The sequence below is a fragment of the Tissierella carlieri genome, from assembly GCF_018917285.1.
Classification (GTDB): Bacteria; Bacillota; Clostridia; order Tissierellales; family Tissierellaceae; genus Tissierella; species Tissierella carlieri.
Window position 1 is genome coordinate 71,251 of the sequence record NZ_JAHLOH010000048.1, and the last position, 22,892, is coordinate 94,142.

Annotated in this window: 27 protein-coding genes; all 27 read left to right on the plus strand. The window is 29.6% G+C overall.

Annotated features, from left to right (window positions below; genetic code table 11):
- Positions 1-373: 373 nt before the first annotated feature.
- On the plus strand, positions 374-1,405 hold the full coding sequence (locus tag KQI38_RS17420) for a DUF5700 domain-containing putative Zn-dependent protease (RefSeq protein ID WP_216561632.1): 1,032 nt from the start codon (positions 374-376) through the stop codon (positions 1,403-1,405).
- 482 nt (positions 1,406-1,887) lie between these two features.
- A complete protein-coding gene (locus tag KQI38_RS17425) occupies positions 1,888-2,385 on the plus strand; it encodes a hypothetical protein (RefSeq protein WP_216561634.1) in 498 nt (165 codons plus the stop codon).
- Positions 2,386-2,654: 269 nt separating this feature from the next.
- Positions 2,655-3,128 carry a GNAT family N-acetyltransferase gene (locus tag KQI38_RS17430; RefSeq protein WP_216561636.1) on the plus strand — a complete coding sequence of 158 codons (474 nt, stop codon included), beginning with the start codon at positions 2,655-2,657 and terminating at the stop codon, positions 3,126-3,128.
- A gap of 329 nt (positions 3,129-3,457) precedes the next feature.
- Positions 3,458-3,718, plus strand: coding sequence for a hypothetical protein (locus KQI38_RS17435; RefSeq protein ID WP_216561638.1), 261 nt, complete (start codon positions 3,458-3,460; stop codon positions 3,716-3,718).
- A 43-nt stretch (positions 3,719-3,761) separates the two neighbouring features.
- Positions 3,762-4,544: a sugar phosphate isomerase/epimerase family protein gene (locus KQI38_RS17440; RefSeq protein WP_216561640.1), complete on the plus strand. Its 783-nt coding sequence runs from the start codon at positions 3,762-3,764 to the stop codon at positions 4,542-4,544.
- A 165-nt stretch (positions 4,545-4,709) separates the two neighbouring features.
- A complete protein-coding gene (locus tag KQI38_RS17445) occupies positions 4,710-5,888 on the plus strand; it encodes a ketopantoate reductase family protein (protein ID WP_216561642.1) in 1,179 nt (392 codons plus the stop codon).
- Between the two features lie 505 nt (positions 5,889-6,393).
- Positions 6,394-7,104, plus strand: coding sequence for a M23 family metallopeptidase (locus KQI38_RS17450; protein WP_216561644.1), 711 nt, complete (start codon positions 6,394-6,396; stop codon positions 7,102-7,104).
- A 266-nt stretch (positions 7,105-7,370) separates the two neighbouring features.
- Complete coding sequence (locus tag KQI38_RS17455) at positions 7,371-7,718, plus strand: VOC family protein (RefSeq protein WP_216561646.1); 348 nt, start codon at positions 7,371-7,373, stop codon at positions 7,716-7,718.
- A 200-nt stretch (positions 7,719-7,918) separates the two neighbouring features.
- Positions 7,919-8,341, plus strand: a complete 423-nt coding sequence (locus tag KQI38_RS17460; RefSeq protein ID WP_216561648.1) for a VOC family protein — start codon at positions 7,919-7,921, stop codon at positions 8,339-8,341.
- A 210-nt stretch (positions 8,342-8,551) separates the two neighbouring features.
- Entirely contained in the window at positions 8,552-9,232 is a 681-nt protein-coding gene (locus KQI38_RS17465) for a class I SAM-dependent methyltransferase (RefSeq protein ID WP_216561650.1), read from the plus strand.
- A 148-nt stretch (positions 9,233-9,380) separates the two neighbouring features.
- A complete protein-coding gene (locus KQI38_RS17470; RefSeq protein WP_216561652.1) occupies positions 9,381-10,037 on the plus strand; it encodes a zinc dependent phospholipase C family protein in 657 nt (218 codons plus the stop codon).
- Positions 10,038-10,115: 78 nt separating this feature from the next.
- Positions 10,116-10,583, plus strand: coding sequence for an HD domain-containing protein (locus tag KQI38_RS17475; RefSeq protein ID WP_216561654.1), 468 nt, complete (start codon positions 10,116-10,118; stop codon positions 10,581-10,583).
- 108 nt (positions 10,584-10,691) lie between these two features.
- A complete protein-coding gene (locus KQI38_RS17480; protein WP_216561656.1) occupies positions 10,692-11,603 on the plus strand; it encodes an aminoglycoside phosphotransferase family protein in 912 nt (303 codons plus the stop codon).
- 50 nt (positions 11,604-11,653) lie between these two features.
- A complete protein-coding gene (locus KQI38_RS22470) occupies positions 11,654-12,097 on the plus strand; it encodes a J domain-containing protein (protein WP_276515604.1) in 444 nt (147 codons plus the stop codon).
- Between the two features lie 64 nt (positions 12,098-12,161).
- Positions 12,162-13,049, plus strand: coding sequence for an apurinic/apyrimidinic endonuclease family protein (locus KQI38_RS17490; RefSeq protein ID WP_216561658.1), 888 nt, complete (start codon positions 12,162-12,164; stop codon positions 13,047-13,049).
- 179 nt (positions 13,050-13,228) lie between these two features.
- Positions 13,229-13,756 carry a GNAT family N-acetyltransferase gene (locus tag KQI38_RS17495; protein WP_216561660.1) on the plus strand — a complete coding sequence of 176 codons (528 nt, stop codon included), beginning with the start codon at positions 13,229-13,231 and terminating at the stop codon, positions 13,754-13,756.
- Between the two features lie 109 nt (positions 13,757-13,865).
- Complete coding sequence (locus KQI38_RS17500; protein ID WP_216561662.1) at positions 13,866-15,077, plus strand: S8 family serine peptidase; 1,212 nt, start codon at positions 13,866-13,868, stop codon at positions 15,075-15,077.
- A gap of 212 nt (positions 15,078-15,289) precedes the next feature.
- Entirely contained in the window at positions 15,290-16,096 is an 807-nt protein-coding gene (locus KQI38_RS17505; RefSeq protein WP_216561664.1) for a nucleotidyltransferase domain-containing protein, read from the plus strand.
- 274 nt (positions 16,097-16,370) lie between these two features.
- Positions 16,371-17,030, plus strand: a complete 660-nt coding sequence (gene elbB, locus KQI38_RS17510; protein ID WP_216561666.1) for an isoprenoid biosynthesis glyoxalase ElbB — start codon at positions 16,371-16,373, stop codon at positions 17,028-17,030.
- A gap of 27 nt (positions 17,031-17,057) precedes the next feature.
- Complete coding sequence (locus KQI38_RS17515; protein WP_216561668.1) at positions 17,058-17,792, plus strand: aminoglycoside phosphotransferase family protein; 735 nt, start codon at positions 17,058-17,060, stop codon at positions 17,790-17,792.
- Between the two features lie 103 nt (positions 17,793-17,895).
- A complete protein-coding gene (locus KQI38_RS17520) occupies positions 17,896-18,378 on the plus strand; it encodes a GNAT family N-acetyltransferase (protein WP_216561670.1) in 483 nt (160 codons plus the stop codon).
- Positions 18,371-19,027 carry an HD domain-containing protein gene (locus KQI38_RS17525; RefSeq protein WP_216561672.1) on the plus strand — a complete coding sequence of 219 codons (657 nt, stop codon included), beginning with the start codon at positions 18,371-18,373 and terminating at the stop codon, positions 19,025-19,027. The genes KQI38_RS17520 and KQI38_RS17525 overlap by 8 nt, the downstream gene beginning before the upstream one ends.
- A gap of 163 nt (positions 19,028-19,190) precedes the next feature.
- Complete coding sequence (locus KQI38_RS17530) at positions 19,191-19,640, plus strand: GNAT family N-acetyltransferase (protein WP_216561674.1); 450 nt, start codon at positions 19,191-19,193, stop codon at positions 19,638-19,640.
- A 73-nt stretch (positions 19,641-19,713) separates the two neighbouring features.
- Complete coding sequence (locus tag KQI38_RS17535; RefSeq protein ID WP_216561676.1) at positions 19,714-20,163, plus strand: NUDIX domain-containing protein; 450 nt, start codon at positions 19,714-19,716, stop codon at positions 20,161-20,163.
- Between the two features lie 83 nt (positions 20,164-20,246).
- Positions 20,247-21,005, plus strand: a complete 759-nt coding sequence (locus tag KQI38_RS17540; RefSeq protein ID WP_216561678.1) for an MBL fold metallo-hydrolase — start codon at positions 20,247-20,249, stop codon at positions 21,003-21,005.
- 133 nt (positions 21,006-21,138) lie between these two features.
- Positions 21,139-22,056 (plus strand): aminoglycoside phosphotransferase family protein, encoded by a 918-nt coding sequence (locus KQI38_RS17545; RefSeq protein WP_216561680.1) that lies wholly within the window; start codon positions 21,139-21,141, stop codon positions 22,054-22,056.
- Between the two features lie 17 nt (positions 22,057-22,073).
- Complete coding sequence (locus tag KQI38_RS17550; RefSeq protein ID WP_216561682.1) at positions 22,074-22,886, plus strand: metallophosphoesterase; 813 nt, start codon at positions 22,074-22,076, stop codon at positions 22,884-22,886.
- The last annotated feature ends 6 nt before the right edge of the window (positions 22,887-22,892 follow it).

Consider the following 22,892-nt stretch of genomic DNA (forward strand, 5'->3'; position numbering starts at 1 on the left):
AAAAATAATTTCATAGATAAATTTATGGATAAGAGTTATCAATTTATGATTGAGAATGAAGAAGAAATAAGAAGTCAAATGCTATAAAATTAATTAGTGTACATTTTTTATCTTTTGATAAAGATGTTTTATTAAGTGATTGAGACACTAAGGAAATGATTGAGAGATTAAGACTAGTGATAAATAAGTTTGAGGTAAGTAGCTCAGTCTAACAACGCATTTATACAAGGGTCTAGGGTCCGGTTCAGGGACATCGAAAATACTCAGACGTTATAAAAAATGAAGATATCGATGTTGCTTGTTGGGATATGGATTGATAAAATTGAGATGTTACATAATTGTAGGAAAATATGAAGCAATAAGGAGGGCTATTATGGATTTTTCCGTTCGTTTCTCAAGTATTAAAAATATGCTTGAACTATGTAAAAAACTGACTACAGGAAACGTTGAAAAAAAGGATATAGAGAACATATTAAAACATGAAGATTATAAGTTTGAATTCGGGCGTTATAAGGGCAGGGTATCTGAAGATGAGTACACTGACTATTTACTAGATTTAAGTAATTTAAATGAAAATGATATTACAAATATAGATTTAAAAACTCATCATAGTTACTATAAAGACTTATTAACTAATTTGGATTTTTATAGAGAAAAATTAATCGAGTTAAAGAGTTTACTAACAACGAGTTTGTTTAACGAACAGATTTCAATTGCTTTAAAGGGATTGCCAGAGGATATAAAACTTCCAGATTCAAACTTTATTTTTACAATTGGTATAGGGCAGAGCTTTGGATACGTTCATCAGAATGGTATGCATTTCGATTTCTTGCAATTAGCCAAAGATAAAACAATTAGTGAATTTTGTTCTACTATTGCTCACGAAGTACATCATGTTGGAATAAATGCAATATATGAACAAATGGATTTAAATAATATATCTCTTGAGTCATTATTTTATCTATATTTTTCAGGAGAAGGATTGGCGGTAAAATATTGTAACAATGCTGAAGGGATATTGTCAAAAAGTATTTACAGTGGAGTTAAAAACAAAGGATTGGATACTTTTACTTGGAAATACTTAAATGATGATTTCTATAATACAATGACTCATTTCAGAAAAGACATAAGTGATATAAGAAATAATAATATTAAATCGGTAGATGAATTGGAAAAACTCATATCAGAATATTGGATGAACACTTATACTGAAGAACAAAGTAAAGAAGAAATTCCTAAATTGAAACATTTTAGATTATACAGTTTTGGAAATGATATTTGGGGAATAATACATGATTGCTTTGGCAAAAGTGCAGTTTTTGAAACACTTAAAAATCCAGAAGAATTTCCTATGATGTTCAATAAAGCATTAGATAAAATGGGGTACAGACAATTCAAAATTTAATTCTTAACATTCTTATTATGTGAAGTATTATAGGTGGAAAGGTGTGGCTACTTCTTATAAGAGAGGCTTATCCACATCGGGAATTAGATAGTATATGGAAAGTTCGACGTCAATAAGCCCTAGAACGTTATAGGAACTGTATTAGGAGTACTTGCAATAGCAATAGGTGGCTTTCTAGGATTAATTCTTTTGCCAGGATTCAATGCGTTTAAAATAGCAATATTTGCATTGTTATGTATAGTGCTAGGATATTTATTTAGTTTTATATCTGAGAAAATTTCTCAAATGTAATAAAATTTAATGTTACAAGTAAAGAAGTTGACATTATCTTAGTAAAAATTATAAAGTTAAAACACATCCTTTATATGCTAATAAAGAGAAATATGAGGCTGCAGTATCCTTATTGTCCTTAGCTTTGCACGGGGGCTCGGTCCATTATACAATAATGTTTCTGCACAAGGGTGCGGGATGGAGGGGATAGAATGAAAAAAAATATTAACTATAAGTTGATTTTGTTATTAATAGTGCCTTATTTAGCTAGTGAAATAATTAATCGCTTAATGGGTTATGGAATTAGCTTGAATTCCTCATTATTATTAACTATTTCAAGTGTACTTTTATCTTTATGGACATTTAGTTCTGTGGTTTTATGGTTTTGGGTAGGAAGACAGTTTGGAAGTTTAACAATAGAAAAAATAAAGAGTTTTATTTTAGGCAATGTTATATGGGCGATTTCATTAGCTTTATATATCTGGCAGTTTATTTTCGTAGATGATATAAATAGGAATTTTTTTGTTGCCGGAATATCACAACATTATGTGCTTGGTTTCGTAAGTTGGGGAAGTAAGGTTGTAAATTTATTTACAAATACAATAGATGGAACCGTAGTAGTAATAGTGGCATATTTGATGATGTTTATTGTTTTTACAGTAGGATTTATTACTTCACCCACATTTAAAATAGAAAGAAAATTTTATTAAATAAATTATAAAATTGTATAGCGACTTTAAAGATTTATAGTAAATACAACGTCTAACAAGATATTCACGTAAAGATGCACGAGGTGTAATCTTAGGGAGTTGTGCACCACATTCCTTCACCGGGAGCAAAGCTTCACTAAGGCGTAAGATTTCGGGTCTGGTTCATGGAGGGTGCAAATACTGGTATGTTACAGGCCATTCCAAAGTGAATTTTTGGTTGCCTTGGAATATTGTTATTTATTTTATATTTTTACTAAGGAGAGATATTTATGGAGAATTATATTCTCATGGAGTTATCAGAAGAATATGCTAAAGAGATTTGTAGCTGGAGATATGAAGGAGAATATTCGATATATAATTTTTCGAACTGGGATGCTGTAGTGGAGAACGGATGGGGTTTATCAATCGAAAAGAAAAGGAAATTGGAATTTATTTCAATACATTTAAATAATGAATTGATTTCTTATGGCAGGATAAGTTTAAAGGCAGATAAAGTATATATAGGAATTGGACTAAAGCCATCTTTTTGTGGAAAAGGCTACGGAAAAAATATTATGAAATTATTAATTAAAGAATGCAAAAGGAGATTTCCTAATAATACGATAGCACTTGAAGTAAGAAGTTTTAATAAAAGAGCTATTAATTGCTATAACAACGTTGGCTTTGAAATTAAAGATAAATATATGAAGAGGACCTTTAATAATTCAGAAGATGAATTTTATTATATGGAATATATAGGGTAAGAAATATTATATTATTTATAAAAAGCAATTGAGTTATACAAAGATACTAATTTAGTTAGAGTATTAAAATTGGCTAAATATAGAATTTGTGGTTGCGAAACAGTGTATAAGGATTTTTTGGGGAAAGTCCGACGCAACTAAGCTTTGGGGCGTTATACGACAGACTATGCCATGATGGTTTAATACGTAAGATATAATCAAGAGATGAATAGTTATGGATAAAAAGATTGAATCTTCCAATGCTGGAAAAGTGTGTAGAAGAGTAAATAATTTATTAAAAGAATAGGATTTTTCAACAAAATCCTCAGTCGAGATTATACGGATACAAGATGAATAAGTATACAAATACTAATTCAATTTTAAAAGATATTATTATGTCAAAATTAGAAAAAAGAAAACAAAATGGATGCAGATATCCAGATAATATTTTGGTAAGAATTAAGTTGCTTAAGCTAAACTGGATAAGTTATGAAGATGTTCTAGAAAGAGAATTCAACCTTTCAGACTTAGATGTGACAAAAGATAAGTGGGAAGAAAATGAAGGAATTGTTAGTACGCTAAATGAAATTATTAAAAATATGTTTGCATAAGGATGCACTAAGAATCAGAATAAATTGTATAGGAGTGAAAATTATGAAGGATAGACTTTATTTAAACACTCACAATCCAAATGCGGCGGCAGTTGCAAAAAAATTTGGGTTCGGCATTGAGTTAGATGACTATGCGTACTTTAATGCTAACATAGATTTAGATGAAGGTAAAACGTTATTTGACCGATGCGTTGGATTGATTCAGGGATGTAACAAGCTTATTTTTCATGGAGCTATTCTTGGAACGGATTTAAAGATGCTTGCAGAGGCATCTACATCAGATATTATAGCATTATACAACCAATCTTTTGCCACTGCAGAGACTCTGGGTATCAATCATATTGTATTTCATTCGGATTATATCCCCGGGCATAGTAATATGCGAGAATGGCTTCATAGATCTATTGCTTTATGGCAAGAATATATGTCGGACAAGCCAGAAAATTTACATATTTACATAGAAAATTTTGTGGACAATGATCCTTATATAATGGCAGAGCTTTGTGAGAAAATCAACGATAAACGGGTAATGCTCTGTTTGGATACAGGTCATGCTTGTTCTAATTCAAATGTGGATGTTGCCGATTGGATAAGCATCCTTGGTAGCTTTATCGGACATACACACATACATAACAATGATGGAAATTGGGATTATCACTGGCCCCTTGGCGAGGGTATTATTGATATGGAGCAAATTCTCCATCTTCTTGAGGCAAAAACACTGAATACAACTTATACTATTGAAGCTGATTATTCCCTATCGTTGGAATGGCTTTTAGCACATGGATTCCTTGGAGGCTGTGATTATCAAATAGATTTCCAATAGATGTTAAAATTTAACTGTTAATTAGCACCAAAAAAATTATAGATTCGGATTTTAAGCATAATCATTAGTTTCACCTAATTCGCATTCTTTAGGACCTTTTGAGGGATTATTGGAATGAAAGATGTCACTACTTCCTATAACACGAATATTTCTGTAGGGGTGGGGATGGAAAGTCTTCGAGGTAAAGTGTATCCCACCTGTGATCATAAGAGACGTCGCAGATGCAATATGGATAACGCACATTCCACCATATGGAGAGAAGTTAGATATAATCAGGGGTATTTCTTAGGGATTATTTTAGAAGATAAAATCATATATAGTAATAGTATTATGAGTACTAAAGAAAACTTATTCTATATTTGTGAAGAAGGTGATATTTTGAATATACTGATTTATGGTGCTGGTGTAATTGGAAGTATTTTTGCAAACAAACTGTCTTTGTCAGGGGAAAACGTCACTATACTTGCCAGAGGAGACCGGTATAGTGAAATAAAAAGTAATGGCGTTGTTCTTATAAATCCTAAAACTGGGAAAAGAGAAGTTGCCAAAGTGAGTGTGACTGAAACACTTGAGCCTAATAACGTTTACGACTATATATTTGTAGTTATGCAGAGAACACAAGTTGAAGATGTTTTGCCGATTTTATCGCAAAACAAATCATCCAATATTGTCTTTATGGTTAATACAGCTTTAGGCTATGCTGACTATGCAGATAAGATTGATGAAAAGCGAATTATAATAGGATTTCCTTCTGCAGGAGGGGAACGAAAAAACGGAGAAGTTCACTATTTTATTGGCAGAGGTTTGATGCGTGCTTTTCAAACAACTAAATTTGGAGAGTATCATTGTCATAAAACAGAGCGTGTAAACCAAATCATTAAAATGTTCAATCAAGCAGGGATTCCATCTGTGTATTGTAATAACATGGATGCTTGGCAGAAGACACATGTGGCAATAGTAACAAGCATAGGAAACTCATTATATGGTTATAATTGCAGCAATTATGAATTGTCAAGAGCATACTTTGATGTTGCCATAATGGTAAAAGGCATCAAAGAGGGTTTTTCGGTACTGAAGGCATTAAAAATTAAGATTACTCCGTCAAAGTTAAACTATTTTACACTTCCCACTTTCTTGCTTGCTAGGATTTTTAAAATTGTTATGGGAACACAGCTTGCAGAAGTTACTATGGCAAAGCATACATCAGTTGCACAGGAAGAAATGATATACCTCCAAAATGAGTTTGATGAGCTGATTAAGAAGAGTATGATAAGTACTCCGAATATCGATAAATTGCGAATTAATTTATACAAACAAAATGAACATAATATGTGTAACTTATGATAAACGCTTATATCTTGTAAGAGATTATAGTTATCAAAAGGTATTTAATAAGTTAAAGTGTATCCTATAGAAGAGACTTTTTTAATATCTACTCTATAGGATACATTTTGCTTTTATATAAGCCTTTTTTCTTTTGTCGAAATTTGTATTATGACAATTTTTAAAAAAATAGAGGAATATGTAGAGGGGTGGCGAATAAGTAATATAGTATGAAAGTAAGGAGAGAAAAATAGATAAACTGTGGGGTGATAATATGGCATCAAGTAAGCCAGCTGTTTTTTTGGGAAATTTGTATTTGCAGATAATATTGCCATTTGAGTTAATATATAAAATCTTTATTCGAAGATGTGATACCATAAATGAATATGTTTTATTAGCAATATATGTACTCGTGATATTCTTTTTTCTTTTTTCTTTTTGCTATTGGGAATATACGAATTTTTATCTTAGATATATATATTACTTCTTAATAATAATTGGCATTCTTTTGATTATTTATAGAATCATGTTTACTCCAAACCTTGCGTTTGGTGAATTAAGCAACCTAACTAATCGATCTGAAACATTTATTTGGATTATAGTTTTTATTATAATTGATACTAGTATTATCTTAAGTAAAATCAAAAAAAAGAACTGCTTTAGCTTAGCCTTTCCCTTTAAAAATGGTCAATTTTTAGTTATTGATGGTGGAGATGGCAAAAAGTCTTATTTTAGCAATTATCATTACTATGGATGGAAAAGAGAAAATATAAAAAATTACTATTCTATGCGCTTTGCTACAGATATAATAAAATTGAATAAATATGGTTTTGCAAAAAGTAAAATACTATCATCCTCTAATGAGGACTACAATATTTATGGAGAAAGAGTATATAGTCCTGTAGAAGGTGAGGTAGTAGAAGTAATCTTAAATGAAGATGATAATATTCCATATGGGAAATTACCCAATAAAAGTGGCAATCAAATTACTATCAAGAATGGTAATTATTATATATCTTTATATCATTTTAAAAAGGACACTATTGTAGTGAACCTTGGAGAAAAGCTGAAGGTAGGAGATTACCTTGGGCAAGTTGGCAATTCAGGGTATTCGTCAAGACCTCACTTTCATATTCAGGTTGTATATTCTGAAGATAATAATTATTGGTTAGGAAAAGGTATTCCAATAATATTTAATAATAGGTACCCTGTGAAGAATTGTTTAATTAATGCTTAGAATCTTATTAAAGGAGTTCTTGTCCTCGTCCATGGATCTAAGGCAGGAGTTATCTAATGACAGTAAATGTTGCAGATACAGGAGCATTAAACAACAGAATTAGAAATTTAAGTACTGACCTAAATTAATATATCTTAATAACTGGGCGAAAAATAGTGGTTTACTAAATTTAAAGGATTATAAGCCAAAGAGAATAGGATGAGACTTTATAGTTCAATAAAATGCAGGTATGATATTTTATGAAAACATAGGAAAGGAGAAAAAGAATGAAATTAGGAGAGGTTTGTTTAGAAACGAATGATGTAATTAAAATGGCTGACTTTTATAGAAAGATATTAAATATTTCTTCAGACTGTAAAGATGAAGAGCATCAGTTCATTATAACTGAAGGCACAACACTAACTGTTTATAACAATGGAGAAGTAAAGAGTAACCAAAATCATAATATAAGCTTAGCTTTTACTGTTGATGATGTAGAAGAAGAATATAAAAGATTATTACATTTAGGGATAGATATAATTGATGCTCCTAAAATACAGCCATGGGGAGCAAAGAATATGCATTTTTGTGATCCAGATGGTAATCATGTATATTTTAGAAGTATACCAAAATAATTGTATTGTGAAGAAATATTAAATCTACAGTAAACAAAGACTTAAAACAAAATCCATTAGGTGTGAATTTTTAAATGCATTATCAAGTAATGGGGGAACACTAGAGTTATATAAAAGCATAGGATTTAAAATTGTACAAGCACAAGATTCTAGAAAACTAATATTTTACTAAATTAAAACAAATAGGAGGAGTTAATAACATGATTCAAACAATAGTACATATAGCTTTAGTAGTTAGAGATTATGATGAGGCAATAGAGTTTTATACTGAGAAGCTAAACTTTACATTAGTTGAAGATACTTATCAGCCAGAACAAGACAAGAGATGGGTAGTTGTATCTCCCCCAGGTTCCATTGGAACCACAATATTACTTGCGAAAGCATCAAATACTGAGCAGGAACCATTTATTGGAAATCAAACGGGAGGAAGAGTATTTTTATTTTTAAATACTGATGATTTTTGGAGAGATTATAATGAAATGATCGCAAGAGGAATTGAATTTGTAAGAGAACCTAAAGAAGCTCCATATGGAACTGTTGCTGTTTTTAAAGACTTATACGGTAACTTATGGGATTTATTAGAGTTAAACGAAGATCATCCAATTGCTAAACGAATGAAGTAAAAATTAAAACTTTAAATATCTTTAAGGTTTATTGGATTTTAGAATTATATCACAACTAAATCTAAGACAAAATAAATACTTAGATATTGGTAGGAAGGATTGTCAGTAAAAGATAATAGCTTGTTGAGTAATGTCTTAGTATTATTTGGGGATTCTGTAATTATGATAGGTTATGATTTAATTTTGCATTAGATAAAAATATGATTTGAGGTGATTATTTTAAATACTATAAAAAATGACTGGAATAGTCAAAGACTTATTATAGAAAATGTAGATGGAGAATACCAAATTTCTTTATCTGATATAATTAAAAACTCTATAAATATATTTAATGATAAGAACTATAAGAAAATACTTGATTTGGGTTGTGGAACTGGAAGAAACTCTTTGTTTTTTGCTCAGCATGGATTTGAAGTCTTTGCTTCAGACATTTCTGAGAAACCAATAGGTATATTGAGAGATAAAGTAAATAGAAAAAATATATCCAATATAGACATATATAATTTTAGTTTTCAAGATATTTTATTTGAAAATAATTTCTTAGATGCTGTTGTTTGCACATCAGTATTACATCATGCAAAGCTTAAGGATATTGAAAGGGGAATAAGAGAAATATATAGAGTATTAAAACCAAAAGGATGTCTAATTTGTGATATGTTATCAAAAGATGATTTGTCATATGGTTTAGGGAAAGCTATTGAAGAAAATACTTTTATTGGATCTAGAGAAGGAGAAGAAGGAATTCTTCATCATTATACTGATATAAAAGAATTAAAAAAATTATTGGAAAAATTTTATGAAGTTAATATTTATACAAATGAGTATATTATTAGTGGCTTAAATGGTAAGACATATTGTTCAAAAGTATTTGACGTTATTGCATTTAAATAGAGAATATGAATTTTCCCTGGAAATGTAAGTATATTCTTAGGGGTTATATGTCCAGTTACTTTATTACTAGGAGCAAAGCTGGATTTTGAAAGATGGAAATTTATTATATAATGCTATTAAGATTATGAAAGATTAAGGAGTGAAAAAAATGCCTTTTGCAATGACTCACTTACACATTGCATATAACATATTAAATAACATACCACAAATTAAGAAACCTTGTGACTTTATGCTGGGTGCCATTGCCCCCGATTCTGTTCACTTACGTGAGAATTATATAAGTGATATGAAAAAGATAAGTCATTTGTGCGTTGGAAGCCAGAAATGGGGAAGAGTTACAAATAATCAAGAATGGTTAGAAAATGTACTTTCTTTTCTGGAAGAAAATAAGGATACAGAGAAAGCTGATTTTATATATGGATACTGCTCTCATATACTTGCTGATATACAAAATAATATAAAAATCTGGATACCATTTCGATTAGAAAATAAAGAAGATTTAGAAAAAGGTATGGGAAGTATCTATCATCAAGAATCAAATGACGTGGATTATGCACTATATTTATTACAGCCGCAGCAAAAAATAATATGGGAGATGCTTGAAGGAGCCATTGGATATGATATACCAAATGTTGTAGGACTCAATGAAATTAATGAAATGAAACACTCTATTTTGCACAGGCAATTTAGAAATAGAGAATATGTGGGCATGTCTTCAAATAAGTATGTTACGCTTTCCAATATGCAAAAGTTTATTTCTGTGGAATCTCAGTATATTAGAAAGCTTTTGTACCAAAACGATTAAGTGCAAGTGCCGAACATGTTTTGAGTTTTTGTCTATGTGAGCATTTGGTGTAAAGTAAATAGTTGAAAGGAGAAATTTATGAATAGATTAGAAGGTATTCGTAATATTGTTGATAAAATTTTAATGGAACAACCAGATTTAGAAGAAAGACGTTGTGGGTATGTTCATTTATATGGTGTATCTACTATTTGTGGTCTTCTTGCATTGAAACGTGGATTAGATGTTGAGATATGTTCAGTTGCAGGGATGCTCCATGATATTTGGAGCTATAAGGCAGGTTATAGTGTAGACCACGGAAAATTAGGATCTATTGAAGCGAGAAAAATCCTAAATGAGATTAATTGTTTTAGTGAAGAAGATATTGATATTATTTGTAGTTCAATATTTAGCCATAGTAACAAACAAAATATAGATAATGCTTATTGCGAAATACTTAAAGATGCTGATGTACTTCAGCACTATTTATATAATACCAATCTTCCTATTAATGAAAATGAGAAGGATAGATTGAATATGTTATTTAAAGAATTAGGACTTAATTTATAGTTTTTATTATTAGTATCTTGAGATATTAAAGTAGGTAAATTGAATAAATATGAGCTGTATATTTTACACAAGTTAATATGTTATCAATTTATGAAGGGAGATGAAAAATTGACGGAATCTTTTAATGAAATATCTGGATTTGATAGTTGGGATATAATAAGACCAGTTGATAAAGGATGGTCAAATGATAAAAAATATTATATAAAAACAGTAGATGGAAAAGAGCTATTACTTAGAATATCGGACATAGCTCAATATGAAAATAAGAAGAAAGAATTTGAAATCCTAAAGTTACTTATTAGTAGAAATATCTTAATGTCTCATCCTATTGATTTTGGTGTTTGCAATGGAAGCAAATCGGTTTATTCTTTACTTACTTGGATTAATGGAGAAGATGCTGAAATCATGCTTCCTCAACTTGATGATAAGGAACAGTATTATCTAGGAATTAAGGCCGGAATGTTTCTTAAACAAATACATACAATTCTTGCTCCTGAAAAATTACCTAGCTGGGCAGAAAGATTTAATCGTAAAATAGATATAAAGATATCTAATTATAAAGCTTGTGATATTCAGTTTTATGGTGCTGAAGAAATGATTGAATATATTGAACAGAATCGTTTTCTCTTAGTAAATCGGCCACAGTCTTTTCAACATGGAGATTATCATGTTGGAAATATGATTATTACACCAAAAGGAGAATTAGGTATAATTGATTTTAATAGAATGGATTATGGAGATCCATGGGAAGAATTTAACCGAATTACATTTAGTGTGAGTATAAGCCCTGCGTTTGCCACAGGATATATTAACGGATATTTTGATAATAACGTACCTGATTTATTTTTTAAATTAATGGCATTATATATTGCAACTAATCAGCTTTCATCCATACCTTGGGCTATTCCTTTTGGAGAAGAAGAGGTAAATACAATGCTCAAACAGGCAGAGAATATTATGAAATGGTATGATGGCTTTAAAACATATATACCAAACTGGTATATTCTAAGTTATGTATAATAGACAGAAGATCGTATTATTTTGAAGGTTAGAAATAAGGATGTGGTTTAATGGATGTTGGCAAATTAAAACGTAAGCTAAGGCAATTAAAGAAAGCCGAAGATAAAATTCGTTTTGAGTACGCTGGTGATGGGGTTTCTAAAAAATATGTATGGGATGAATATTTTTCTACAAAATTAATTGATGATATGACAGTTAAGTATTCTATTTCTAAACTACTTAATTTACATAAGCAGGAATTGAAGGAGGTTTTTGAAGAGTACTTTTATAATGTATATTTTCAAAAGTACAGAGATATTGGACTAGACTTTGATGAAATTCAAGATACTAGTGTTTTGGATTATTTTGGACTAACTCCAGGGGCTTCTATTGATGATATAAAGAAGAAGTTTAGAGAGTTAGCCAAAAAATATCATCCAGACCATGGGGGAAATAGTGAGAAAATGATTGAGGTATTAGATGCTTATAATAGATTAATGAATAAGGATTATTGAACTAAATGAGACTAGCTATGTATATTATTATGTAATTATTTATATAGGGAAAAGGAGATTGAATATGACAGAATATTTTATAGGAATGCATTGTAGATTTGATGATATAAAGTATAAGAGAGATTACACATCGAGAATTTCAGGGATAGAGTTTTGTAATTTTAATGAGCAAAAAGAAATCCAAAGGATGTTGGAGATAGCAAAAAAAGATAATTTCAAAATAGGAGTACATTTTCCTCTAAAGAAAGCAAGCTATAAATACAGGGATCCATTATTATTATCTCTTGATAAAGATGAGATTTTGGAAGCATTTGAAGCAGTTGAAAATGAGATTAAATATGCATCAGAGATAGGAGCGGAATATTTATTATTACATTTTCCAAAACCTATGGTAATAGATGAAAGACTCAACTGGGAGAAATGCAAATTTTCTCATAAAGATGAGACTATTGGAGAAGAAGAATATGAATTTGAAGAGTTTAAAAATCAATGCCAATATACATTTGAAAAATTATCTGAGTTGTCTAAAAAGTATAAAATTCAAATAGTATTGGAAATAGAAATGCTCAATAAGTATTTGTATCGAGGAAAGTTATTAAAAGATTTATTAGAAGAGTATTCAGACTTAAAACTATGTTTAGATAGTGCGAGGATTCATGTTCTAAGTAACATAGATTATAACTTTGATTATAAAACTTTTATAAAAGAAATGGCTAAGTATACATATTTACTTCATATATCTAATATAAACGTTACAGATGTAATAGATAATGGGCATCATCCTGCATTAATAAAATTAAATGAACAAGATGGATGGAGTAATATAGGAGAATTTTTAAACATTATATCCTCTGAAAATAAGGATGTAAAAGTATTATTTGAACATCGCTCAGATATTTTAACAGAGGATGAGCTAAAAGAATGTTATGATTGGGTTATGAGTTATTTTTAGTCAGATAGAATAAGTATAGGGATGTTTATAGATATCTTCTAATAAAAGATTGGCAGGTATCTCTTTACTAGGTACGAGATACCCCTAGGAATAAATATTTCAATAGTTCCTTGGGGTTTATTTGATAGAAAGCAGGAAGTTACTAAATTGTAGATTATTTTAATTGGAGAGGTGAGAAGATGGATGATGTAAAATTGGTATCTCCTTCAAAGGAATATGAAAAAGAAGCATTTGAATATATACAAGAATTTTTAAAGTATAATTCAGAAATTAACGGAACAGGTGGACTTGATAGGTACGACGATTATTGTGAATGGTTACTAAAGATTGAAAAAGATTTGGATTTACCAAATATCCCAGAAGGAAGAGTACCTGCAAACACCTACTTTCTTGTTAGACAATCAGATAATAGGGTTGTTGGAATGATTAACATACGACATAAATTAAATGAGTTTCTTTTAAATGAAGGAGGTCATATAGGCTATTCTATCAGACCTACTGAAAGAAAAAAGGGATATGGAACTATAATGTTAAAATTAGCTTTGCAAAAATGTAGAGAGTTAAGTCTAGATAAAGTGCTGCTTACATGCGATAAAATTAATCTTGCATCGGCTAAAGTTATTCAAAATAACAATGGAATATTGGAAAATGAAATCTTTAGTGAAACTTTTTCTGAAATTATTCAGAGATATTGGATTGAATTATAAGCTAAGTAAAACTTAATTAGAAGATATTAAGACAACAGATATTAATAAAATTATAAAAAGAAAGGTAGGTGAAAATCCTGATTTAATATAAAACCCTTTATAAATCAGGATGACTATGAGAAATAAAATAATCGGTATGGTATTAGCTATTGTATTGATTAGTACGGCAGTTACAGGATGCAAACAAGACAATGATACACTATCAAAAGCAGAAAACAATTTTGAACAGAAAATTCAAGTATATCCGGAACCCCTGAACTATAACAGAGGAAAAATAACAGATATAAGTGAAATTTTCGATGAACAGAGAAATAGATATGATTTAAGGAGTTATGATGCATTTGATATGGATTTTACACAAATAGAATTAAGGAATTTTATATTCGATAGTCAAACCATATGGCCTGAAAAACTTCCTGTAAATTTTGATGTAGAAACTATTATAAAATATGGAAAGCAACCAGGTCTAGGTATTGATTATCTGCATAAAGAAAATATTACTGGAAAAGGTGTAAATGTAGGTATAATAGATGGACGTCTACTAGTAGATCATGAAGAATTCAAAGATAATATAGCAGTATATGAAGAAATATTTGATATGGATAGTCCTGCTCATTATCATGGAACACCTATAACATCAATATTATGCGGAAAAAATGTAGGGGTAGCACCAGATGCCAATATATATTATATTGCATATTTGGAAGAAGATACAGATTATGAAGAGGGATATGTACATTTAGCCAATGCTATAGAAAGAATACTCGAAATAAATAAAGATTTACCAGAAGATGATAAAATTAAAGTATTGTCAATATCATCTGGTTGGAATCCAGAGAGTAAAAATGCAGAAGCAATTTATAATGCTATCGAAAAAGCTGAGGCAGAAAATATATTTGTTATAACTGCACGACTTTTTGAAACTCACAAACTTTTTTTTAATGGTGTTAATAGAGATCCAATGTATGATCCAGAAAAAATAGAATCATATTATTTAAAATACTATGTAGAAGGAGACGGTACAGCAGAGGATATACTGTTGACTCCTATGGATGCAAGATGGTTAGCTAGTCCAACTGGAAAAGATGAGTATGTAATGTACAGTAATGGTGCATGGAGTATGGTTATACCATATATCAGTGGATTATATACATTGGCATGTGAAGTAGATCCGGATATGACTCCAGAAAAATTTTGGGATATGGCTATATCCACTGGAGATAGTCTTGATGAAGATAAAAGAGATGATGCCAGTAAGGAAAAAAACATGAAAATAGTTAATCCAGTAAAATTAATTTCAGAGGTTAAATCAAAGAAATAGTGAAGTTTTTTAGCAGCGGATTCAAGTCTATTTTGATAACTATGGAACACTGAGAATTATGAAATGTGGGAAGGAAAGGTAATTTTAGTTAAGAAAACGAGCAACAGCAGAAGAGAACTTAATATTGGATTTATTATAGAATATATTGAAGAAGAATTGATTTTCTATAAATCAAAATAGGGATAAAATAGGATGTTCACTAAGGAGATAGTATGAAGGAAAACATTTTTAACGATAAAAGTTTTATTGCTATGATAAATAATCTTATTGATAGAGTTAAAGCGATATTAGATGATAATTTATTATCAATAATTATCGTTGGATCAGTAGCTTTAGGAGACTATATCTATGGGAAAGGAGATATAGATTTCTTAGTAGTAACTGAGCGTGATTTATTATCTAATAATTGTAAAGAAATAATAAATTTACATGATAGATTGAGGGCTGGAGAATTTGGACAATTTGGAATTCAATTAGAGGGAATGTATTGTCCTTTACCTATGCTGAAAGAACCGGAAGAATATATAGGTTTGGGTTATTATATAGGTACGGGCAGAAATGGATGGAAGAAGATATCAACATCTGTTATGTCTAAGGTAGACCATCTTACTTTAAGTAAATATGGCAAAATTGTTTATGGAAAAGATATTAATGAACAAATATTTAGACCTTCTTATGATGAATTAAAAAAAGAAATACTTAAAGAAATTGAAAGTAATATTAAGTATTCAAAAGATATTGAGGATATTTATTTCTCATTACATTTGCTATATTTAGGGACAAGAAGTCTATATACATTTATAAATAATGATATTTTATCCAAAGGGAAATCTTGTGATTGGTTTATGAAAGGGTTTCCTGATTCATCATGGATACCATTTATTAAATATACTTCTCAATATAGATATCCATTTGATGAAATAGAAAAGAAGCAGGTTAATGAAGATTATATAATCAAAAATGCACCATTGTTTTTAGAGCATATATATTCAATGATTAAAGATAAAGAATATATCTAGATAGGATAAATTACATTAACCTTAATTTACTGGAAGAATCAGAATGTGAACTTCTTATGTATTTATAAACAACCAAGGAGCTATTAACTTATATGATAGGGATGGATATAAAATTGTAAAGAGTATCTCTGATAGTAGATATATAATGAGTGGACAAGTGGAATCAAAGACTATTGAATATATAAGAGTTTGATTATTCTTCTGCATACTAGTTCAAGTATGTCATAAATACTCAGACATTATGCGCAATTAATATAAAGGAGGAACATATTTAATGAATATCGGGGTATTGTTATCAGGATGTGGAGTTGGTGATGGTAGCCAAATAGAGGAAGTAATATTAACATATCTAGCCTTAGATAAATATGGAGTCGACTATATATGCTTTGCTCAAGATAAAAGTCAGTATCATACTTTTAATCATCTCAATGAAAAAGTTGAAGAAAGTGAAAATAGAAATATTTTAAAAGAGTCAGCACGTATTGGAAGAGGAAGAATTAAAACATTAGATGATATTAGCATAGATGAATTGGATGGATTAGTATTACCAGGAGGTGTAGGAGTATTTAAAAATTTATCAAACTATATTTTGGAAAAGGAGAACTTTGTAGTAGATAAAGATGTGGATAAATTAATAAAAGATATGTATTTATCAAAAAAGCCCATTGCAGCAATGTGTGGTGCGACAGTCTTAATAGCAAAAAGTTTGGGGAATGAAACTAAACAACTAGAGCTTTGTACTAGTAATAATGCTCATAGAAAGATATTAGAAATGAATAATGTAATTGTAAAAGAAGTTAATTCTAGAGAAGCATATGTAGATATACAAAATAGAATAGTAACAACTCCTGCATTTCTAGGAACACAAAACTTATATGAAATAAAGATAGGTATAGATAGAATGGTAAGGGAGTTCATAGAATTAATAGGTTAGAATTTAGAAATAGTAGGAGAGAGACAAATGAAATATGGAAAAATAATAGGCAGAGGTAATACAGCAACCGTATATGAATTGGAAGAAGGTAAGGTACTTAAGCTTTTCAATCAAGGATATCCAAGAGAATCAGTGGAGAAAGAGTTTAATAATGCAAGAACAATAAGCAATATGGATTTTGTGAAACCAAAGGCATATGAGATTATTTTTTCTGAGGATCGAATAGGTATTGTTTATGACAAAATAGAAGGTGAGTCTCTACTGGATTGGGTTATGAGAACGGGTGATGTGCAAAGTTGTGCTGTATATATGGCAAAACTACATAAGGCAATCCTTCAAAATAGGATTAGTAATGTACCAAGTTATAAGGAGTTTTTAAAATATAATATAGTAAAAGCTTTATCAGAGAATTTTGAAAAACAAAAAAAAGCATTAGACATGCTAGATAAACTTCGGGATGGTAATATACTTTGTCATGGTGACTTCCACCCTGGTAATATATTTATATCTGATGGACAAGCAATGGTGATAGACTTCATGAATGTATGTCATGGAGACTTCTTATATGATATAGCAAGAACTGTATTTCTTGTGGAATACACACCTGTGCCAGCAGAAGTAAAAGAAAGAGAAATGCTTTTACAGCTTAAGAAAACACTGGCAGATTTATACCTTATAGAAATGAATGTTACGAGAGAAGTGGTACAAGATTATCTATTAGTAATTATTATGGCTAGAGCAGGGGAATGCCCTAATGAATAGCTAAATATAGGGTAAAAGTATAGGAGTTATTAAATGTTGTACAATTGAGATAGTAGATAATCTAATAAAATCGCATAAATAATATTAGCAGGAGGGTCTAACGATGAAATATAGAAAGATTGAGATTGATGGCAGCTATACTGATGAAAAATTAGAGTTAATTTTAATGCAAATTGCAAGATGGCATAATCTAACACCAAAGCTATGGAGACCAGATTATAAAGCTTCAACAGCAGATATAGAGGAAACGGTGCAAAGAATTTTAAACACAAAAAAAGAAGAATTATTTCTTGCAATTGCAGAAGATGATCAGGGGGATATGCAAGGATTTATATGGGCATATAAACAAGAGGAACCTCAAGATACTGTTATGATTTTATCGCTGTATGTTACAGAAAATTACAGGAGTCATGGAGTAGCCACAAATCTAAAAACATTATTAGAAGAATGGTGCCAACTTGATGGAATTAAAGCAATACAAACAACGGTTCATTATAACAATACTAGTATGTTGGCACTAAATCAGAAACTTGGATACATTCCAGGAATGGTGTATATGACTAAAACCTTAGTACAAAATGACTAAGAGGAGGAAGAAAGATATAGACATTAATAGAATAGAAGAATTAGCATTTAAAACGATGGCAAGAAGAAAATCTCATTCTAAGAGAGAAAATGGATATATCTATTATCATGGTTTAAGGACAGCAAAATTAGCAATAGAAATTAGAAAGATAATAGATGAAATCGATAATTCAAAGGATAATATTATATATGTCGCATCACTTTTTCATGATATAGCTAAAGGAATAGAACCACATAATGAAAATGGCAGTATCTTAGTTCAACAAGTATTGAAAGACGAATGCTCATATGAAGAACTAATGGAGATTGCTGAAATAACTAGATGTCATAATTTAAGAAGCAGTAATGAAGGTTGGTCTAAACAGATAAGAATAGTGCAAGATGCAGATATGATAGATCATATGGGGACTATGGAAGTATGGTTGAACTTTATATATCAAGCATATGATGAAAAAAGTGTTGATGCATCAATTGAATTCTATAATGATAAAGAATTTGAATATTATCTTAAGGATTGCAGAAGAAAACTGAATTACGATATATCTAAAAAGATATTTGATGACAGATCAGAATTTATACATGAATTTATTCAAAGGCTAAGTATAGAGGGAAAAGGTGGAATTTTCAATAAGGACTTATTAAGTAGATAAATAAAAACATATATTTACTAGAAGAATCAGAATATGAACTTTTGGAAGAATTTATTTGGTCAGATTTGGTGGACAAGGATTGCGAAATAAATTCAGCACAAAAATGTAAATATTGGATAGCAAGAGTGAAAAAGTAATATATATTTATATATGGAGGTCAATGATGAACATAACATTTAAAAATGCAACAGCTATTGACATTGATAAAGTATTTGAGTTAAATAAAAATCTTATTGAAAAATATGAAACTAATTTGAATCTTGATTTTGAAAAAATTTTTATTTGGGTTAAGAAAAAGATAGAGTATAATATAGAAAACTATCAATGTATTCACTTTGAAGGCATTAATGTAGGTTATTATTATTTGCATGATGAAGATGGAAATCTTGAACTTGATGATTTCTTTATTTTTGATGAATTTCAAGGAAGAGGCATTGGGACAGAAGTTTTAAAACATATTAGCCTAATTGCAAAAGAAAAGAATAAAGATGTATTTTTATATGTATTTGTAAATAACCAAGGAGCTATTAATTTATATCATAGAAATGGATATAAAATTGTAAAGAACATCGCTGATAGCAGATATATAATGAGTACGCAAGTGGAATCATAGCAAGCTTTACATAAAACAGGATATTATGTACTACATGATAAATTAAAACAGATTATTCATGGAGGTTTATGTAATGATTAATAATTTATTTCAGATAAGAGTTACAGGAGTGCTAATAGAAGATGGAAAGATACTATTGGTCAATCAAAGAGTATCATCCAATAGATCATGGTCCTTGCCAGGAGGAAGACTTGAGCAAGGAGAAACAATTGAGGAAGGTATAGTTAGAGAATTATATGAAGAAACAGGATTAAATGTAAGAATAATTAAATTGTTATATATTTGTGAAAAAACTGATGCAACACCTCCGTTACTACATATCACTTTTATGCTTGAAAGAGATTGGGGAGAAATCAAACTTCCTACAAATGAGCATGATAAAAATCCTATTCACGATGTGAAGTTTATTGATATAGATGATTTGACTAATTATGGCTTTTCTGAATTGTTTCAAGATATTATCAAAAAAGGATTTCCTAATGCAGGTAATTATATGGGAGAAAAATCTGCAATTGGATTATAGACTGGATTCTAAATTGAGATATGTAGATGTGTAGTGTTTGGAGTAATGGAAGAATTAAGAGATTTCAAAGAATGGAGGTTAATATGAAAATTAATAAAGTAGGGAATAGAGGAATTTTATTTACTTTTACGGAGCTTAAAGAATCTTCTTATGATTGTGTAACTAATGTATATGTAATTAATGGTAGAAAGAACTTTATCATTTGTGATACATACTTAGGATCTTACTATATAAGGGAGGTAAAAGAATATCTTGAGGTTAATTATGGAAAGAAGGATTATATAATATTTAATTCACATAGTCATTGGGATCATATTTGGGGTAATAGTGAATTTAGAGACTCTATAATAGTATCCCATAAAATATGTAGAGATTTTATTGCCGAACATGGGAGAGAAGAATTAGTATCGCATGCTATTGAATTCGCAAAAGAAGATATAGATATAGTTTTACCTAATATTACATTTGAGAGTAAGATTACATTCAATGATGAAGGAATTGAATTTTTCTATAGTCCTGGTCATTCACAGGATTCAGCTTCTTGTTATGATTTAATTGACAATGTACTCTTTGTTGGGGACAATGTAGATGATCCTATTCCTTCGTATATGTGTTGGAATAACTTAGATAAATATAAAGATACATTGGAAAAATATTTTTCTATAGGGGCTGATATAATTGTGCAAAGCCATGGAGATATCATGGACAATGAAATAATAAGAAGCAATATAGGTTATATTGTAAAATTAAAGGCAAATGAAAACATGGATTTCAAAAAAGAAGATGTGTTAAAGAAACATATATATAATCTTGAATATCTAAATGGTTATGATAGTAAATAATGAGGTGCTGAGTTTAGTAAAAAGAACTTTTCGATATCTTAAGAGATAATTAAATTAAGATATATTTTATAGTAAGACACTTTGTAGATTTAGGGATAACGATTTATTAAAGAATACCTACGGAGGTATGATGATGGCGGATCATAGCAAGCTTATTGATATACCTACTTATAATACATGGAAATATATTAAACAAATAAATCAAGGATTTTCAGATGACTTGAAATATTATATTAGGGACGAATATAATAGAGAGTTTTTTCTTAGATTATCAAATTCTTCACTATATGACAGGAAAAAGCAAGAGCATGAAATAATTAATACTATGACAAAACTTGGAGTACCTTCATTACAAGAAATAGATTTTGGTAATTGTGATAGGGGTAAAAGTGTTTATATGCTTCAGACATGGATAAAGGGTGAAATCCTTGAAACTGCTTTACCAACATTATCAGAAGATGAGCAATACAAACTTGGTGTAGGAGCAGGTAAGATACTTAAAAAAATTCATTCTATCAAATCAGCAGATAGAAGTGACTGGTATTCTATAAGGATGAAACAATATCTATCAAGCTATAAACAATACAAAGAGTATGGTATTAATTATAAATATGAGAAAGAGATAAGCGAATACATAAATAGAAATGTTTCTTTACTAAAAGAAGAACAAGTATGCCTTGTACATGGAGATTACCATGTAGGAAATATGATTCTATCACCAGGACAAAAAATAATAATAATTGATTTTGATAGATTTGATTGGAAAGCACCTATAGAAGATTTTTATAAGCTTGCAGTTTTTAGTCGGAACATAAGTATACCTTTTTGCAACGGGCAAATAGATGGATATACAGATAATAATCCTTCATCAGAATTTTGGCAAAAGTATTGTCTATACATAGCTATGACTTCTTTTTTATCTTTATTATGGGGAAAAATGAGGTCAGAAGAAATGTATATGCATAGAAAAAGACTTTGTGATATTTTAATTCAAGATCATAATTGTTTTCAAGACATGATTCCAAAGTGGTACAGTAATATTAATTATTAAAAAACATCTATAAAGAGGTGATAATCATTTTTTACTATATAACCGGAATTATCGTTATAGCTACAATATTTATAATTATTTCAAGTACTCATCTAGTTAAAATAGAGCATATAGAAATACAGAAAAAGGTACCTTCTAATTTTAGATTCATTCATATATCTGATATTCATAATAAAGTAAAATTTATTAATGGCAGGATTAGTAGCATTATAAATTCTACAAATCCTGATTTTATAGTAGTTACAGGAGATTATTCAAATACTCGAAAAAAGTTGCCTAAAGTAATAAAAGAATTAGGAGCTATAAAGCATCCTGTATTTATGATACTGGGAAATTATGAAAGAGAAGAGCAAAAGAGTTTTCTTAGAAAAAGAAAGATATCCCTAGACAAATTGATTAATGAAATTAACAAGTACAATAATCTAAAGTTATTGATTAATGAGAACTCAACTTTAGCAATAGGAGAAACAGAAATCTTAATATATGGCTTTGATAATTCTATATATGGAAACGAAGACTATGATATTGAGATTGAGAAAATAGATAACGATTATAAAATAATACTAGCTCACTCACCAAATATAATTAATACATTAGAGTCTAAAGAAGTAAGCTATGATCATATTCTTGTAGGACATACACATGGAAGACAAATAAATATACCAATTTTATACAAAACTCTATATGATGGATTTCATATTGGATGCAAGAAAATCAATAATGATCAATATTTTTCCATAAGTAGGGGGTTAGGAACTGTAAGAATACCATTAAGAATTAGAAGTCTCCCTGCCATAGATATATATGATATAGTGAATGAAAAGTATTGAGTAAGC